Raw genomic sequence first — 15979 nt, 5'->3', positions numbered from 1 at the left:
CACCACCCATGAAAACGCCCCACATTCTTATTGTCGATGATGAGCCCAACATTGTCATGTCGCTCGAATTTCTGATGCGCAAGAATGGCTTCCAGGTCGGCATTGCCCGCAACGGCACCGAAGCCCTGGCCGCTATCGACCAGACCGCCTACGACCTCATTCTGCTGGACATCATGATGCCCGATGTTGATGGCCTGCAGGTATGCCGCCAGCTGCGCCAGCAACCCGACCGCGCCGGTACCAAGGTCATTTTCCTCTCGGCCAAAAGTCGCGAGGCCGATGTGCAGCAGGGCTATGAAGTCGGGGCCGATTTATACATTCCCAAGCCGTTTAGCACCCGCCAGCTCATGGAGAAAGTGCGGGAGCTGCTGGGCGTGGCGACGTAACGTTCCCGTAGCACATGCTTTAGCTTGTGCTCGCGTGCTGAATCCGTTCACCGCCGCCCAAGCTAAATCATGGCCCACATCCCACCACTCCCAAATCCCACCCGCTATGAAACCAGCCTGCTCTTACGCCGCCACCCACGCAGCCAGTCTGGCCGACCCGGCCGGGTTCTGGACTGCCCATGCCGCCCACCTGCACTGGGATAAAAAGCCCACCGAGCCTCTCAGCCAGGATGCCAACGGCTTCTACCGCTGGTTCAAAGGCGGCGAGTTGAATACCAGCTTTCTCTGCCTCGACTGGCAGGTGGAGCAGGGCCGCGCCGACCAGCCGGCCCTGATTTTCGACTCGCCCGTGACCCATACCCAGCGTACCTACACCTACGCCGAGCTGCTGGACCTTACGGCCCGCCTGGCCGGCGGCCTGCGCGCGCTGGGCGTGGAAATGGGCGACCGCGTCCTCATCTACATGCCCAATATGCCCGAGGCCGTGGTGGCCATGCTGGCCTGCGCCCGCCTTGGGGCCGTGCATTCGGTGGTGTTTGGAGGGTTCGCGCCGCACGAGCTGGCAGTCCGAATCGATGATGCCCGGCCCCGCGTTATCATCTGCGCCTCGGGCGGCATGGAGTTCGACCGCGTGATTCCCTACAAGCCGCTGGTGGAGGAAGCCCTGGCCAAAGCCACCTTCCAGCCAGACCATGTCGTGGTGTGTCAGCGCGATTTCGGGACCGCCGAAATGCAGCCCGGCCGCGACATCGACTACCAGGAATTACTGCGCGCCGCCCCCGTTCCCGCCGTGTCCGTGCCCGCCACGCACCCGCTCTACATCTTGTATACCAGCGGCACTACCGGTCGGCCCAAGGGCGTGGTGCGCGACCACGGCGGCCACGCCGTGGCCCTGTTCTTCAGTATGAAAACCGTGTATGACCTCGCGCCCGGCGAGGTCATCTTCTCCGCTTCTGATATTGGCTGGGCCGTGGGGCATTCCTACATCGTGTACGGGCCGCTGCTGCGGGGCTGTACCACCGTGCTCTTCGAAGGCAAGCCCGTACGCACGCCCGATGCCGGCACCTTCTGGCGCATCGTAGCGCAATACCGCGTCAACGCGATGTTCACGGCGCCCACCGCCATCCGGGCCATCAAGAAGGAAGACCCGGAGGGGCTGCTGGCCAAAAAGTACGACCTGAGCAGCCTGCGCCACCTGTTCCTGGCCGGCGAGCGCTGCGATCCCGCCACCTACGCCTGGGCCAGCCACCTGCTGGACGTGCCGGTAGTCGACCATTGGTGGCAAACCGAAAGCGGCTGGCCCATGCTGGCCACCCTGGCCGGGCTGGAAGAAATGCCCGCCCCCCGCGCCGGTAGCGCCGGCCATCCCGTGCCCGGCTATGATGTGCATATTCTGGACGAGGCCGGTCAGTCCGTGCCCGCCGGCACCACCGGCCTGGTGGCCGTGAAGCTGCCGCTGCCCCCCGGCTGCTTCCCCACGCTCTGGAACGACGATGCCCGCTTCCGCGAAGCCTACCTCAGTGCCTACCCCGGCTACTACCTCAGCGGCGACGGTGGCTACCGCGACGACGATGGCTACACCTACATCATGGGCCGCGTCGATGACGTTATCAACGTGGCCGGCCACCGCCTCAGCACCGGCGAGATTGAGGAAATCCTGGCCGCCCATCCGGCCGTGGCCGAATGCGCCGTATTGGGCATCGCCGACCAGCTGCGTGGCCAGGTGCCCGTGGGCCTGGTAGTGCTGAAAGACGGCCAGACGATAGGAGAGGAGCAGCTCGAAAAAGAATTGGTGGCCAACGTGCGCGCCCAAATCGGGGCGCTGGCCTGCTTCCGCGCCGCGCTGGTGGTGAAGCGCCTGCCCAAAACCCGCTCCGGCAAAATCCTCCGCAAAACCATGCGCCAGCTCGCCGATGGCGAAGGCTTCACCCTGCCCGCCACCATTGACGACCCCCTGATTCTGGACGAAATCCGCGCCGACCTGCAGCGGCGCGGCCTGGGGGCGGCTTTCGAGGCCAAAGCTTCCGCGTAGCGCACCGTGCCAAGCCGAGGGCAAGCCCCAGTCTGTTGCCCTTTGGCAACTCATAACTCTTAACTCCTAACCCATAACTCAAAAAAATGTCTGCAATCCGAATCCGTACCCTCGAGGAATACCACGCCGACTACCAGCAGTCCGTGGCCGACCCCGATGCCTTCTGGGCCGCCGCTGCGGAGCCCTTCACCTGGCGCAAAAAGTGGGATACCGTGCGTAGCGGCGAGTTTTCGCCCGCCGGCGAAAGCCGTTGGTTTGATGGGGCTACCCTCAACCTCACCGAAAACTGCCTCGACCGCCACCTGGAGCAGCGTGCCAACAAGCTCGCTATCATCTTCGAGCCCAACGACCCCAAAACCCGCCACCTGCGCCTCACTTACCGCGAGCTGCATGGGCAGGTGTGCCAGTTTGCCAACGTATTGAAGAAAAACGGCGTGCAGAAGGGCGACCGCGTGGTGCTCTACATGCCCATGATTCCGAGCTTGGCCATTGCCGTGCTGGCCTGCGCCCGCATCGGGGCGGTGCACGGCGTCATTTTCGCCGGTTTCTCAGCCACCGCCATCGCCGACCGCATCAACGATTCCCAGGCGGGCTTCGTCCTCACCGCCGATGCCCTGGAGCGCGGGCCCAAGCAAATTCCTGTCAAGAGCATGGTCGATGAGGCCCTGGAGTTCTGCCCCAGCGTGCGCCGCGTTATCGTGGTAGAGCACACCGGCTGGCCCGTGCAGCTGAAGGAAGGCCGCGACGTGTGGTACCACGACGAGGTGAAGGACGTGTCCAAGGACTGCCCCGCCGAGGAAATGGCCGCCGAAGACCCCCTCTTCATCCTCTACACCAGCGGCAGCACCGGCAAGCCCAAGGGTGTGGTGCACAGCCAGGCCGGCTACATGGTCTGGGCCGATTACACCTTCCGCAACGTGTTTCAGGTGGAGGAAAACGACGTGTACTGGTGCACGGCCGACATCGGCTGGGTCACGGGCCACACCTATGGCCTCTATGGTCCGCTGCTGGCCGGCAGCACCACGCTGCTGTTTGAGGGCGTACCCACGTTCCCGTCGGCGGGCCGCTTCTGGGAGGTGATTGATAAGCACCACGTTACCATTTTCTACACCGCGCCCACGGCCATCCGCAGCCTCATGGCCACGCCGATTGATAACGTGCTGTCGTACTCGCTCAGCAGCCTGCGCATCCTCGGCTCGGTGGGCGAGCCCATCAACGAAGAGGCCTGGCACTGGTACCACCAGCACGTCGGCAAAGGCCGCTGCCCCATCGTGGACACCTGGTGGCAGACCGAAACCGGCGGCATCATGATTTCGGCCATGGCCGGCATCACGCCCTCGGTGCCCGCCCGCGCCGGCCTGCCGCTGCCCGGCGTGCAGCCCGTGCTCCTGAACCAGGACGGCACCGAAATCGAAGGCAACGACCAGGAAGGCTACCTCGCCATCAAAGGCAGTTGGCCGGGCGTCATCCGCACCACCTGGGGCGACCACGAGCGTGCCCGCCAAACGTATTTCACGCCCTATCCGGGCTATTACTTCACCGGCGACGGCGCCCGGCGCGACGAAAACGGCCTCTACCGCATCATCGGCCGCGTCGATGACGTCATCAACGTTTCGGGCCACCGCTTTGGCACCGCCGAAATCGAAAACGCCATCAACCAGAGCGACTACGTAGTGGAAAGCGCCGTGGTGGGCTACCCGCACGACGTGAAAGGCCAGGGCATCTATGCCTACGTCATCTGTAAAAACGGCGTCCCTACCACCGACCTCGACCTGCAAATGACCGAAGCCAGCATCATCGAAGCCGTGGTGGCCGAAATCGGCCGTATTGCCAAGCCCGATAAGATTCAAATCGTATCGGGCCTGCCCAAAACCCGCTCCGGCAAAATTATGCGCCGCATCCTGCGCAAAGTGGCCGAAGGTGAAACCAGCAACCTCGGCGATATAACCACGCTGCTCGACCCGCTGGTGGTGGAGGAGATTCTGGCGGGGAAGAAATAAATCCTCCACTACATTTGAATCGGGCCGCTGAACCAGTTTCGGCGGCTCGTTTTTTTGATTGTTGGTTTCTGGCGATTTCGTTTTTTTGCCGCTTCTATCCTTTGCCCGGCGCTTTAGCGCCGGGTTAGCGCCGGGTTAGCCAGCAATATTTTCTCGGCCTTTAGCCCTACCCATCGCCTGCTATGCCTTACACCGCTATCTGGATTCATGCGGTTTGGGCCACCCATCAGCGTCATCCCTGGTTTACTGCTGCCATTCGCACTGCCTTGTTTCAGCATATGCGCGAGCAGGCTAACCGCCAGAATATTCGCCTTACCGATGTGAATGGCTTCGCCGACCACGTCCACATCCTCTTCGCCCTCGCTCCCGACCAAACCCTGGCTAAAGTCATTCAATTGCTCAAGGGAGAGTCCAGCCATTGGCTAAATCAGTAGGGCTTTATCGCATCCGGGCCATTTCGCTGGCAGTCAGAATACTGGGCCGGCTCTGTCAGCCCTTCCGGGCTGGCGCGGGTACGGACATACATTGCCGGCCAGGAAACGCACCATCAATCCATGAGCTTTGCTGAAGAATGCGAGCTTCTTTTTAAAGGGCTGGGAATTGCGCCGGACGTAACTGGCTCGGAATCCAGCAAGGGCTAAAGCCCCGTAAAAAGAAAATGCCTCAATCCCGGCGCTAAAGCGCCGGGCAAAGCGTGGGGCCGAATGCAAATCGGAGCTTCGTATAACACTGGCCTATCCTACCGTGTAACAACTCAGCTCACCCAAACACCTTCACCCGCTCACCCTTGCGCTTGGTGCGCAGGTGCTGCCGGATAATTTGCTGCACGTCCTTGTTATCGGTATACACTTTAATTACATCCCGGAAATCGGCCAGCTTGCGCGCCGAGAACGTCTCATCTACGTAGCCGAAGCCGCAGTAGCGGCCATTTTCCACCAGCACGATGCTCTTTTCCAGCTCCGTGCGGCCCGGGCCGATGACTACGAACGATTCGTGCTCGTAGCTGATGCTGTCGATGGCCTCGTCCACGCGCAGGTTGTAGCTCTCCGGGGGTTCCTGGCCCACGCAGGCTCCCAGGCAGCGGTGCACCTGGTAGTCGAAGCACGCGCCCGGCGTCTTGTACAGGCCGCACAGCTTCTGGCAAAGGTTGTACTTGGCCACTTTGTGGTATAGAAATCCCTGCGCCTTGTACTGGTTGCCGAGCGCGATAATGGGAATTTCGGCGTTGCGGGCATCGGCGCGGCCGTAGGCCAGCACCTTGTAGCCTTCCTCGTTGGTGCGCAGGTAGATGCCCGCCGGAAATACCGAGCGCCGCTGCGCCCGGTTGTAGGCCGGTTTCATCTGCTTAATCAGGTGCGACTCATACAGCAGCGCTACCAGCTCCGAGCCGGTCAGCTCCCAAGTAATGTCGGCAATGGAATTCTTGAATTCCAGGCTCTTGCGCGACTTCACATCAATGGCAAAATGCTGCTGAATGCGCTTGTAGATGTTGATGGACTTACCCACGTAAATCACCTCGCCCGCCTCGTTGTGGAAGTAGTACACGCCCGTGGCCTGCGGCAGGCTGGCTACTACCGCCGCCGGCAGCAGCGGCGGCATCAGCGCCTCGCGGATGGCCGTTTGCACGGCGGCCACGCGCTTGGGCGAGGGCTTTTTGGTGCTGGCCGCCTGGCCGGAAGGGGCTAGGGCATCTACGCGGGCCAGGGTGTGGCTGGTGTCGGTGCCGTGGGGGAGGTCCTCGGTTTCAGTGGTGATTTTGAGGAGCTTGCCGAAGAGCAGGGCGGTGGCGTGAGCATCGCCGGCGGCGCGGTGCCGCCCTTCGAGCGGGATGCCGATGTTCTGGCACAGCTTGCCCAGGCTGTAGCTGGGCTGGCCCGGAATGAGGCTGCGCGAAAGGCGCACCGTGCACAGCGTTTTGCGCGAGTAGTTGTAGCCGAGGTCGGCAAACTCCTTCTTCAGAAACGAGTAGTCGAAGCGCACGTTGTGGGCCACGAACACGCAGCCTTCGGTCATTTCCACCACCTTGCGGGCCACTTCGTGGAACTTGGGCGCGTCACTCACCATGTCGTTGGTGATGCCCGTGAGCTGGGTGATGAACGGCGGAATGCTCCGGCCGGGGTTGAGCAGCGTAGCGTACTCGTCCACAATCTTCTCCCCGTCGTGAATGTAGATGGCTATTTCGGTGATGCGGTCCTGGGTGGGCTGCCCGCCGGTGGTTTCAAGGTCGATGATGGCGTACAAAGCGCGGCACGGAAGGTGGTCAGAAAGGAAAGCTAACAAGTTTAGCCCGGTAGAAGGTTGCATGTGCCGTAGCAGCGCTGTCATCCTGAGCGCAGCGAAGGACCTTGTTCCCGAAGAACGGTCTGCAATAATACAGTTGGTGCATAAGTAATCAGGCCTTTCGCCGCGCTCAGGATGACAGCGCCTCTGACCACTACATCCGCTTTATTATGCGCCAGGCCTTCGCAAAAAAGCCCGGCTTGTCGTCCGAGGTGTCGTTTTGCGTGTCCTCGCCATCGGTCACATCGCCGAGCAGAAAGCCCCAGGGTTCGGTGGCTTTGCTGGCATCGAACACCACTTTGAGCACCGCTACCAGCGGAATGCTCAGAATCATGCCCGGCGTGCCCCACAGCTCGCCGCCCAGAATGAGGGCGATGATGGCGGCCATGGGATTAATGCTCACTTTCGAGCCCGTAATCATGGGCGTGATGAAGTTGCCTTCCAGAAACTGCACGAACATAAACACGCCCACCACGGCCGCCGCCTTGCCCGGCGAGCCGGTTTCGACCAGCGTTACCAGCGCCGGAATGGCCGAGCCCACCATGATGCCGATGTAGGGAATAACGGCCAGCACCGAGGCAAACACGGCGAAGAAAATGGCGAATTTCACCCCCAGCAGCAGCAGCCCGGTGGCATTGAGCACCGATACCACCACAATTACCGTGAGCAGCCCCTGGATATAGGCCTGCACCACGGTCTGAATGCTGTCCATGGTATGCAGCACGGTGGTGCGCTTGTCGGGGGCCACGAAGCGGAACATAAACTGCCGCATGTGGTCGCGGTAATACAAAAAGCAGAAAATATAAATCGGAATCAGCGTGGTTACGCTCAGCACGGCGGCCGTCATGCTAAGCGTGGAGCCCAGATAGCCGCCCGCCGATTTCTTCACCGATTTCATCGACGAGTCAATCAATTCGACCTTGCTCATGGGGTGGTAGCCAAACTTCTCGCTGGCCCATTGCTGAATCTGGTCGAAGTACACCAGTGATTTTGCCTGGAGCTTGGGCAGCTCGTCGCGCAGCGTCATGAGCTGCGTGCCAAACAAATAGAACAGGCCCGTGAGCGCCGCCGTCAGCAGCAGCAGCGTAGCGATGATGGCCCAGATGCGCGAGAATTTCCGCTTTTCCAGCCGCAGCACCAGCGGCAGCAGCAGCACCGCCAGCAGCCCGGCAAACAGGATGGGCAGCAGCACGCCATCCAGCTTATGCAGCACATACACCAGCAGCGACAACCCAATCAGGAGAAAAGTATAATGGATTACCGGCGACTGCTTCACCTCGGCCGGTGCCTGGTTTTGGGCGGGCGTGGGCAGGTTGCGCGGCTGGTTGATGAGGTTGGGGCGGGGAAACATATTCGTTGGGCAACAAGCAGTAGGAGAGAAGCAGAAAACCGGGCGACTGGCCCCCCGGCCCGTGAACCGGGACGGCAGCAGTGCTGTTGAAAACTAAATAATTTGGCGGGACTGGCTAAGCTTACTGGCAGCAGTGGGCTTGCCATGCCGCTGTTTTCTGCGTTATTTTACCCCAGAACTGCCCTCCTTACGGATTTTTTTAGATGAACGACGAACAATTGCCGCTCGCCCCGGCCGCCGCCGACCACGGCTACAACGAAGACAGTATTCGCTCGCTGGACTGGCGCGAGCACATTCGCCTGCGGCCCGGCATGTACATCGGCAAGCTCGGCGATGGCTCGGCGTACGACGACGGCATTTATGTGCTGGTGAAGGAAGTCGTTGATAACTGCATCGATGAATACGTGATGGGCCACGGCCGCACCATCGACATTAAGATTTCCGACAGCCGGGTGCAGGTGCGCGACTACGGTCGGGGCATTCCGCTGGGCAAGGTGGTCGATGTGGTGAGCAAAATCAATACCGGCGGCAAGTACGACAGCAAGGTGTTTCAGAAGTCGGTGGGCCTCAACGGCGTGGGCACTAAGGCCGTGAACGCCCTCAGCGGCTACTTCCTGGTGCAGAGCGTGCGCGAGGGCATCCTCAAGGCCGCCGAGTTTGCCCAGGGCAACCTGGTGAGCGACCCCAAGCCCACCAAAACCAGCCAGCGCAACGGTACGCTCGTCACGTTCCAGCCCGATGACACGATTTTCAAGAACTACCGCTTCATCCCGGAATACCTCGAAAATCAAATCTGGAACTACGTTTACCTGAACGCGGGCCTTACCATCAACTTCAACGGCCAGAAGTATTACTCCGAAAACGGCCTGCTCGACCTGCTGGCCCGCAAGGCCGACGTCGAGCACCTGCGCTACCCCATCATTCATCTCAAAGCCCCCGATATTGAGATGGCCATGACCCACGGCAACGACTACGGTGAGGAGTATTATTCCTTCGTGAACGGCCAGTATACCACGCAGGGCGGCACGCACTTAGCTGCCTTCCGCGAGGCCGTTGTGAAAGCCGTGCGCGAGTTCTACAAGAAGGACTACGACGCGGCCGATATCCGGGCCAGCATCATCGCCGCCATTTCGGTGCGGGTGCAGGAGCCGGTGTTCGAGTCCCAGACCAAAACCAAGCTCGGCAGTGTAAACATGGGCGAGGACGGCCCCACCGTGCGCGGCTTCATCCTCGATTTTGTTAAGGAGCACCTCGATAACTACCTGCATAAAAATCAGTTGGTAGCCGAGGCCCTGCGCAAGCGCATCGAGCAGAGCGAGCGGGAGCGCAAGGACATGGCCGGCGTGAAAAAACTGGCCAACCAGCGCGCCAAAAAAGCCAACCTGCACAACCGCAAGCTGCGCGACTGCCGCTTCCACCTGGGCGAAAACGCCAAGGATGGGGCCGAAAAAGAGCTTTTGACCACGCTCTTTATCACCGAGGGCGACTCCGCGTCGGGCAGCATCACCAAGAGCCGCAACGTGGAGCTGGAGGCCGTATTCAGCCTGCGTGGTAAGCCGTTGAACTGCTTCGGGCTGAAAAAGAAAATCGTGTACGAGAACGAGGAGCTGAACCTGCTCCAGCACGCGCTCAACATCGAAGAAGGCATTGAGCACCTGCGCTACAACCGCGTGGTGGTGGCCACCGATGCCGACGTCGATGGCATGCACATTCGCCTGCTGCTGCTCACGTTCTTCCTGCAGTTCTTCCCCGATTTGGTGCGCAACGGCCACGTTTTCATCCTCGAAACGCCGCTTTTCCGCGTCCGCAACAAGAAGGAAACCATCTATTGCTACAACGAAAGCGAGAAGCAGGCCGCCATGCGCAAGCTGGGCAAAAACCCCGAAATCACCCGTTTTAAGGGCCTGGGCGAGATTTCGCCGGACGAGTTTGGCAGGTTCATCGGCGAAAACATCAAGCTGGAGCCCGTCATTTTGCAATCCGACCGCAGCATTCAGCAGGTGCTCACCTACTACATGGGCAAGAACACGCCCGCCCGCCAGGAATTCATCATCGAAAACCTGCGCCTAGAAAAAGACCTGATAACGTCCGATGTGCTGCCCGTGGCCGAGGTTGCCGAAGCTGATTTGGCCTGAACACCAAATGCGCTAGCTGTCCCATTTCTGGAAAAACGCTCGATAAGCACAACTATTAGCTCAGTAAAATTTCCCTGAATGAGTACTTGATGTTTGGGAATAATTATTTTGTGTGTACGTTTGCCTTGTCGGCTAGGGGTAGACTAGTCGACACATTCCACGGAAAAGCCCGAGCCCTTGGTTCGGGCTTTTTTCTTTTTGTGTTAGCCGGCCCCGATGCAGGCACCCACCAACCTGGGGAAAAGACAGCCGTTGGCTAGTTTATTTAGTTTGCTTTCCGGCGATAAAAAGCCGAAATTTGGCTTTTTGGGTGCGTTACTATTCGATGGAGCGTATCCCTGGTGGCCCTGGTTCGCTAAGAATCTTGGGAACTTTTCGGCTCTGGCCGGAATTGTAATTTATTGCGCTCCGCGCTGATTCCGGTATTTTTGACGGCAGTACGCCGACCTCATTCGCTTCCCCCCGTGGCTTCTCTCGATACTCCCAACTCCGACGCTCCCGACCAGGATTTTTTACAACCCGGCGACTCGGTGAATTTTGACCTGTCGGCTTTTTCGCCGGCCGCCGATGCCGATGCCGAAGAGCCCACCAGCTTCGCCGCGCAGGATGCTGCCGGGGGCACCACTGCCGACGATGCGCCGTCCGCGCCCGCCGATTTATTCGGTGGCCTCGTGCCAGAGCCAACTGCCGCCGTAGCCATCCCCACAGAGGAGCAAACCGAGGAGGAGCCCAAATTCGCCCCGGGCGAAACCATTCACGACGTGGCCACCGTGCGCGGCATGTACCAGAACTGGTTTCTGGACTACGCCTCCTACGTAATTCTGGAGCGGGCCGTGCCCGCCATCGAGGACGGCCTCAAGCCCGTGCAGCGCCGCATCCTGCACGCCATGAAGGAGATGGACGACGGCCGCTTCAACAAAGTGGCCAACGTCATCGGGCAGACTATGCAGTACCACCCGCATGGCGACGCCAGCATCGGCGATGCCATCGTGAACCTGGGCCAGAAAGACCTGCTCATCGAAACCCAGGGCAACTGGGGCGACGTGCGTACCGGCGACGGTGCCGCCGCCGCCCGCTACATTGAGGCTCGGCTCTCGAAGTTTGCCATCGACGTGGTGTTCAACCCGGATACCACCGAGTGGCAGCTCAGCTACGACGGCCGCAAGCGCGAGCCCACCACGCTGCCCGTGAAGTTCCCGCTGCTGCTCGCGCAGGGCGTGGAGGGCATTGCCGTGGGCCTGAGCACCAAGATTATGCCCCACAACTTCCGCGAGCTGTGCAAGGCCAGCATCGACGTGCTGCGGGGCCGCGAGGTGCAGCTGTTCCCGGACTTCTCGACCGGCGGCCTGTGCGACGTGACCAATTACAACTCGGGTATGCGCGGGGCCAAAATCCGGCTGCGCGCCACCATCGAGAAGGTCGATAAAACTCTGCTCATCATCCGCGACATTCCCTACGGCTCCACCACCACGGCGCTGATGGAGAGCATCGTGAAGGCCTCGGAAGCCAATAAAATCAAGATTAAGAAGGTGGTCGACAACACGGCGGCCAACGTGGAGATTCAGGTGCAGCTGCCTACTGGCGTGTCGCCCGATCTTACCATGGACGCGCTGTACGCCTTCACCGATTGCGAAATCAGCATCTCGCCCAACACCTGCGTCATCATCGACGACAAGCCCCGCTTCGTGGGCGTGGAAGATGTACTGCGCCAGAGCACCAAGGCCACCGTGCGCCTGCTGGAGCGCGAGCTCGAAATCCGCCAGGATGAGCTATGGGAGCGTTGGCACAACGCTTCGCTGGAAAAAATCTTCATCGAAAACCGCATCTACCGCAAGATTGAGGAGTGCGAAACCTGGGCCGAAATCCTCGAAACGATTGATAAGGGCCTGAAGAAATTCGTGCGCATAGAAGGGGAGAAGGCCAAAGCGGAGGACACCCGCATTGTGCTCCGCCGTCCGATTGAGGAGGACGACCTCACGCGCCTCACCGAAATCCGCATCAAGCGCATCTCAAAATTCGACGCCTTCAAGGCCGACGAATACCTGCAAAAGCTGGAAGCCGAGCTGGCCGAAGTAGCCGACCACCTGGCCAACCTCACGCGTTACGCCATCAACTACTTCGAGGGCCTGCTGAAAAAGTACGGCGCGGGCCGCGAGCGCAAAACCCAGCTCCGCACCTTCGACGTGGTAACGGCTCAGAAAGTGGCCATCGCCAACCAGAAGCTTTACGTGAACCGTGTAGACGGTTTCGTGGGCTACGGCCTAAAAAAGGACGAATTTGTGTGCGACTGCTCCGATTTGGACGATATCATCGCCATCAAGCGCGACGGCACGTTCATGGTAACCAAAATCGGTGATAAGACCTTCGTGGGCAAGGATATCCTGCACGTCGGGGTCTACAACAAGAACGATGACCGGCTGGTGTACAACATGGTGTACCTCGACGGCGCGTCGGGCATCAGCTTTGCCAAGCGCTTTCTCGTTTCGGGCATCACCCGCGACAAAACCTACGACCTGACCAAGGGCACCAAGGGCACCAAAACCCTCTACCTCACGGCCAACCCCAACTCGGAATCCGAGATTGTCAACATCCTGCTTTCCGACAAAGCCCCGGCGCGGGTGAAGCAGTTCGACTTCGATTTTGCCGAGCTCAGCATCAAGGGCAAGGGCTCGATGGGCAACATCGTGACCAAGCAGCCCATCAAAAAAATCACCCAGAAAACCCTGGGCGACTCCACGTTGGGCGGCCGCGAAATGTTCTTCGACAGCGTGGTGGGCCGCCTCAACACCGCCGGCCACGGCCGCTACCTGGGCACCTTCGACACCGAAAATGCCCTGCTGGTAGTGCACAAGGACGGCAGCTACGAGCTGACCGCGCCCGACCCCGCCATTCATTTCGATGTGCCCAACATGGTGCTGCTGCGCAAACTAGAACCCGACACGGTGCTCTCGACGGTGTACCTCGATGGGGAAAGCAAAGTGCACTACGTCAAGCGGTTCAGGATTGAAACTAGTACGCTGGCCAAGCGCTTTCTGTTTATTTCCGAAGCCAAAGGCTCGAAAATGCTGGCCGTGACGGCCAACCCCGAGCCGCTGGTGGAAGTCAAAATTCAGAAGGACAAGAAAGCCGAAAAGGAAACCGAAAATATTGTCCTGCACGACTTTATCGACGTAAAAGGCTGGAAGGCGATGGGCAACAAGCTCAACTACTACAAAATCCACGCCCTCGCGCTGCTCACCGACGAAGGCCCCGAGCCGCAACGCCGCGAAGTGAAAAAGCGCGCCGCTGCCCCCCGGCCCGGCGAAAATCCCGCCGGGGCCGAAGCCCAACCCGAGCCTGCCGGCCCCGTCGACGTAACCGCCGAGGAAGTGGCCCGCGCCCAGGAGCTGCTGAAGCGGCCCAAGGCACAGCTGGGGCTGTTTTAAAACCAGCCGCCGGGTAGTGAAGTGATGCCGGGCGGCTGGCCGTTGAATTTTAAGCGACTGATTCTGGTGCTCAGCAATCCTTTTGCGCTATTTATTTGCGTTTATGCTTGTGTTGTTTCGGTGGTGGTCGTGCTTGCTATTGGTAGCCCGGTGGGGGTATGGCGGGTTGGGTCGCGCCTTGCTGTTCTGCATCCTGGCGTTGCTGCCGGCGGCTGGCCAAATTCGGCCGCTCCCCACTAAACCCATTGTCCTCCCCGTGCTGGTAACTGCCCCACCCGCCGACCCGCCGGCTGTGCGCGTCAAGCTATTCCAGGCCGCTGCGCTCGCCAATAGCTTCAAGGATTCCGAAGCCCTGGCCGTGTACCAGGAAATTCTGAAAGGGGTACCTACCCACTACCTGGCCCTGTGGCAGGCCGCCGTGCTGAGCGTAGAAATCGGTGCCCGTTACTCCGATGAAACCCGCAAATCGGCTTATTTCAACCTCGGCCGACAGTACGCCGACCGCGCCCTGCTGCTCCGGCCCGAAGGCGGCGAGAGCAACTACGCCGTGGCGTTGGCGCTATTCAACCAAGCCACGCTGTACCGCGCCGGTGCTCGATTGAGAGCCTTTAGCGACCTGCGCTCGCACGTATATCTGGCCACCGAGCGCCGGCCCGACCTGCCCGAAGCCTGGCAGCTGCGCGGCCGCTGGCAGTACCGCGTGGCGCACTACAACATAATAGAACGCCTGTACAGTAAAATCGTGCTCGGTGGGGTGCCGCCCGGCGGCGACAGCAAAGAAGCCATGGCCGACTTGGAAAAAGCCCGCGAGCTGGCTCCCCAAAACCTGCAATTTTGCTACGATTTGGCCCGAATGTACGTCTACCAGGGCCGCCGCCGCCGCGCAATTGCCTTGCTGCGCAAGGCCGAGCGCCTGCCCACCTTCACCAGCGAAGACTTGGTGGTAAGCCGCCTGTGCCGCAAAATGCTGCCCCCGCTGGTGCGTGCCGATGCGCGCCGCCAGAAACGCCGTGCGCGCGAAGGCAAAAAACCTAAACCCGCTATTCTGGCTCCCGCTGATTCCAGCCGGGCGCGCCGCGATACCCTCAGCCGCAAGCAGTAGCAACTAGCTTTGCATTTACATGACCATGCGCTTTTCGGTTTCGATACGGTTTTCTTCGCGTTGGCTACCGCTGGTGGGCTCCCTGGCCGTGGCTGCCTGCCAGTCCGCGCCCTCCGAGCAGCCCGACACCCTGGTGAACCTGAAAACAGTGCAGAGCGGCCCCCGCGTGCAGGCCGATGAGCTCAACGGGGCCATCGCTCGCGAGCCCCGCAATACGGCCCTGCTGGCCCGCCGCGCCACCCTGCGCCTGGCTGCCGGCCAGCCCACCGCCGCCCTCACCGACGTAGCCGCCGCTCTGGAAATAGACGATTCCGACAGCAACCTCTACTTCATTCAGGCCAAAGCCTACCGTGCGCTGGGGCAGCTGCCCGCCGCCCTGGCCGCCGCCCGCCAGGCTGCCGACCTTGGCTTTTCGGGTCCCGAACTACCGCTATTCGTGGGCGAAACCCACCTCGCCGCCCGCAACTACCCCGCCGCCCTCGACAACCTCGACCGCACCCTGCGCCTCGACCCCGACCAGCCCGCCGCGCTCTTCTACAAAGGCCTCGCCTACGCCGCCACCGCCGATACCAGCACCGCCGTGCAGTACCTGCAGGATGCCCTGGCCCGCGACTCCCGCGAGCCCGAAATCCTGCACCAGCTGGCCTTTCTGCTTAATGCCTGGCGCATACCCGCCGATGCGGCCCGCTACGCCGCCCTCGGGATGAAGCTCGATACCGCTTCCGGTTTGTTGCGCTACGACTACGGCCGTCAGCTGGAGCTGCAAGGCCGTCCGGATAGTGCCCTGTGGTACTATCGCCGCGCCCTGACCCTCGATACCAGCGTGTACCGGGCCGATTATCGTCTGGGCCTGGCCGCCGTTAAAGCCCGCCAGCCCGTTACCGTCATCAAGCACCTTACCCGTGCCTTGCGCCGCAACCCGCGCCTGCCCGAAGCCCGCTCGCTGCTTGCTGAAGCCCTCGAAACGCAGGGCCGCCTCTCCGAGGCCCTGGTCCAGTACCGCCTGCTCGTGGCCGAAAATCCCGGCAACCCGCACTGGACGTTTAAAGTGTGGAAGACGAATGGCATGGTGCAGGCCACTTTGCCCGATAGCCTGCGCACCGCGCCGCGCTACTTTTACCGCCGCCCCATGGCTCGGCCCCGCATCGAGCCCGTCGCGCCGGTTTCTCCGCTGAATTCAGCAACGGGGAATCAATAGCCCAGAATACTGATTAGAGGCAAGCGTTGGAATTTCCCAGCCGCCGCTTGTCCGAAAAAAATACCGCCCC

The 15979-nt window shown here is 60.9% G+C and carries 10 protein-coding genes; 8 read left to right on the top strand and 2 right to left on the bottom strand.

What is annotated here, in order from left to right; translation table 11 throughout:
• Positions 1 to 8: 8 nt before the first annotated feature.
• From KQ661_RS13815 to tnpA, 4 genes are all read left to right on the top strand, one after another.
• On the top strand, positions 9 to 386 hold the full coding sequence (locus KQ661_RS13815; protein ID WP_216688880.1) for a response regulator transcription factor: 378 nt from the start codon (positions 9 to 11) through the stop codon (positions 384 to 386).
• A gap of 106 nt (positions 387 to 492) precedes the next feature.
• Positions 493 to 2418 (top strand): AMP-binding protein, encoded by a 1926-nt coding sequence (locus KQ661_RS13810; protein ID WP_216727287.1) that lies wholly within the window; start codon positions 493 to 495, stop codon positions 2416 to 2418.
• Positions 2419 to 2504: 86 nt separating this feature from the next.
• Positions 2505 to 4418, top strand: a complete 1914-nt coding sequence (gene acs / locus KQ661_RS13805; RefSeq protein ID WP_216688878.1) for an acetate--CoA ligase — start codon at positions 2505 to 2507, stop codon at positions 4416 to 4418.
• Positions 4419 to 4600: 182 nt separating this feature from the next.
• Positions 4601 to 4852 (top strand): IS200/IS605 family transposase, encoded by a 252-nt coding sequence (gene tnpA, locus KQ661_RS13800; RefSeq protein WP_216688877.1) that lies wholly within the window; start codon positions 4601 to 4603, stop codon positions 4850 to 4852.
• Between the two features lie 325 nt (positions 4853 to 5177).
• Here tnpA and KQ661_RS13795 read toward each other — a convergent pair whose 3' ends face one another.
• Complete coding sequence (locus KQ661_RS13795) at positions 5178 to 6659, bottom strand: exonuclease domain-containing protein (RefSeq protein WP_216688876.1); 1482 nt, start codon at positions 6657 to 6659, stop codon at positions 5178 to 5180.
• A gap of 193 nt (positions 6660 to 6852) precedes the next feature.
• Positions 6853 to 8049 (bottom strand): AI-2E family transporter, encoded by a 1197-nt coding sequence (locus KQ661_RS13790; RefSeq protein WP_216727286.1) that lies wholly within the window; start codon positions 8047 to 8049, stop codon positions 6853 to 6855.
• A gap of 203 nt (positions 8050 to 8252) precedes the next feature.
• Here KQ661_RS13790 and KQ661_RS13785 point away from each other — a divergent pair, with 203 nt between their 5' ends.
• From KQ661_RS13785 to KQ661_RS13770, 4 genes are all read left to right on the top strand, one after another.
• Positions 8253 to 10184, top strand: coding sequence for a DNA topoisomerase IV subunit B (locus KQ661_RS13785; protein WP_216688874.1), 1932 nt, complete (start codon positions 8253 to 8255; stop codon positions 10182 to 10184).
• A gap of 698 nt (positions 10185 to 10882) precedes the next feature.
• Positions 10883 to 13609, top strand: coding sequence for a DNA gyrase/topoisomerase IV subunit A (locus tag KQ661_RS13780; protein ID WP_394369647.1), 2727 nt, complete (start codon positions 10883 to 10885; stop codon positions 13607 to 13609).
• Positions 13610 to 13712: 103 nt separating this feature from the next.
• Positions 13713 to 14711, top strand: coding sequence for a tetratricopeptide repeat protein (locus KQ661_RS13775; protein WP_216727285.1), 999 nt, complete (start codon positions 13713 to 13715; stop codon positions 14709 to 14711).
• Between the two features lie 25 nt (positions 14712 to 14736).
• A complete protein-coding gene (locus tag KQ661_RS13770) occupies positions 14737 to 15909 on the top strand; it encodes a tetratricopeptide repeat protein (RefSeq protein ID WP_216727284.1) in 1173 nt (390 codons plus the stop codon).
• Positions 15910 to 15979: the final 70 nt, after the last annotated feature.

The organism is Hymenobacter siberiensis, assembly GCF_018967845.1.
In the GTDB taxonomy this organism is placed as follows: Bacteria; Bacteroidota; Bacteroidia; order Cytophagales; family Hymenobacteraceae; genus Hymenobacter; species Hymenobacter siberiensis.
The sequence above is the reverse complement of the archived record's forward strand: the minus strand, read 5'-3'. Positions and strand labels throughout refer to the sequence as shown.

What these genes read in the sequence shown, in the direction of transcription:
- KQ661_RS13815 (WP_216688880.1), top strand. Translation starts at nt 9, where the DNA reads ATGAAAACGCCCCACATTCTTATTGTCGATGATGAGCCCAACATTGTC.
- tnpA (WP_216688877.1), top strand. Translation starts at nt 4,601, where the DNA reads ATGCCTTACACCGCTATCTGGATTCATGCGGTTTGGGCCACCCATCAG.
- KQ661_RS13770 (WP_216727284.1), top strand. Translation starts at nt 14,737, where the DNA reads ATGCGCTTTTCGGTTTCGATACGGTTTTCTTCGCGTTGGCTACCGCTG.
- acs (WP_216688878.1), top strand. Translation starts at nt 2,505, where the DNA reads ATGTCTGCAATCCGAATCCGTACCCTCGAGGAATACCACGCCGACTAC.
- KQ661_RS13790 (WP_216727286.1), bottom strand. Translation starts at nt 8,049, where the DNA reads ATGTTTCCCCGCCCCAACCTCATCAACCAGCCGCGCAACCTGCCCACG.
- KQ661_RS13810 (WP_216727287.1), top strand. Translation starts at nt 493, where the DNA reads ATGAAACCAGCCTGCTCTTACGCCGCCACCCACGCAGCCAGTCTGGCC.
- KQ661_RS13785 (WP_216688874.1), top strand. Translation starts at nt 8,253, where the DNA reads ATGAACGACGAACAATTGCCGCTCGCCCCGGCCGCCGCCGACCACGGC.
- KQ661_RS13775 (WP_216727285.1), top strand. Translation starts at nt 13,713, where the DNA reads ATGCTTGTGTTGTTTCGGTGGTGGTCGTGCTTGCTATTGGTAGCCCGG.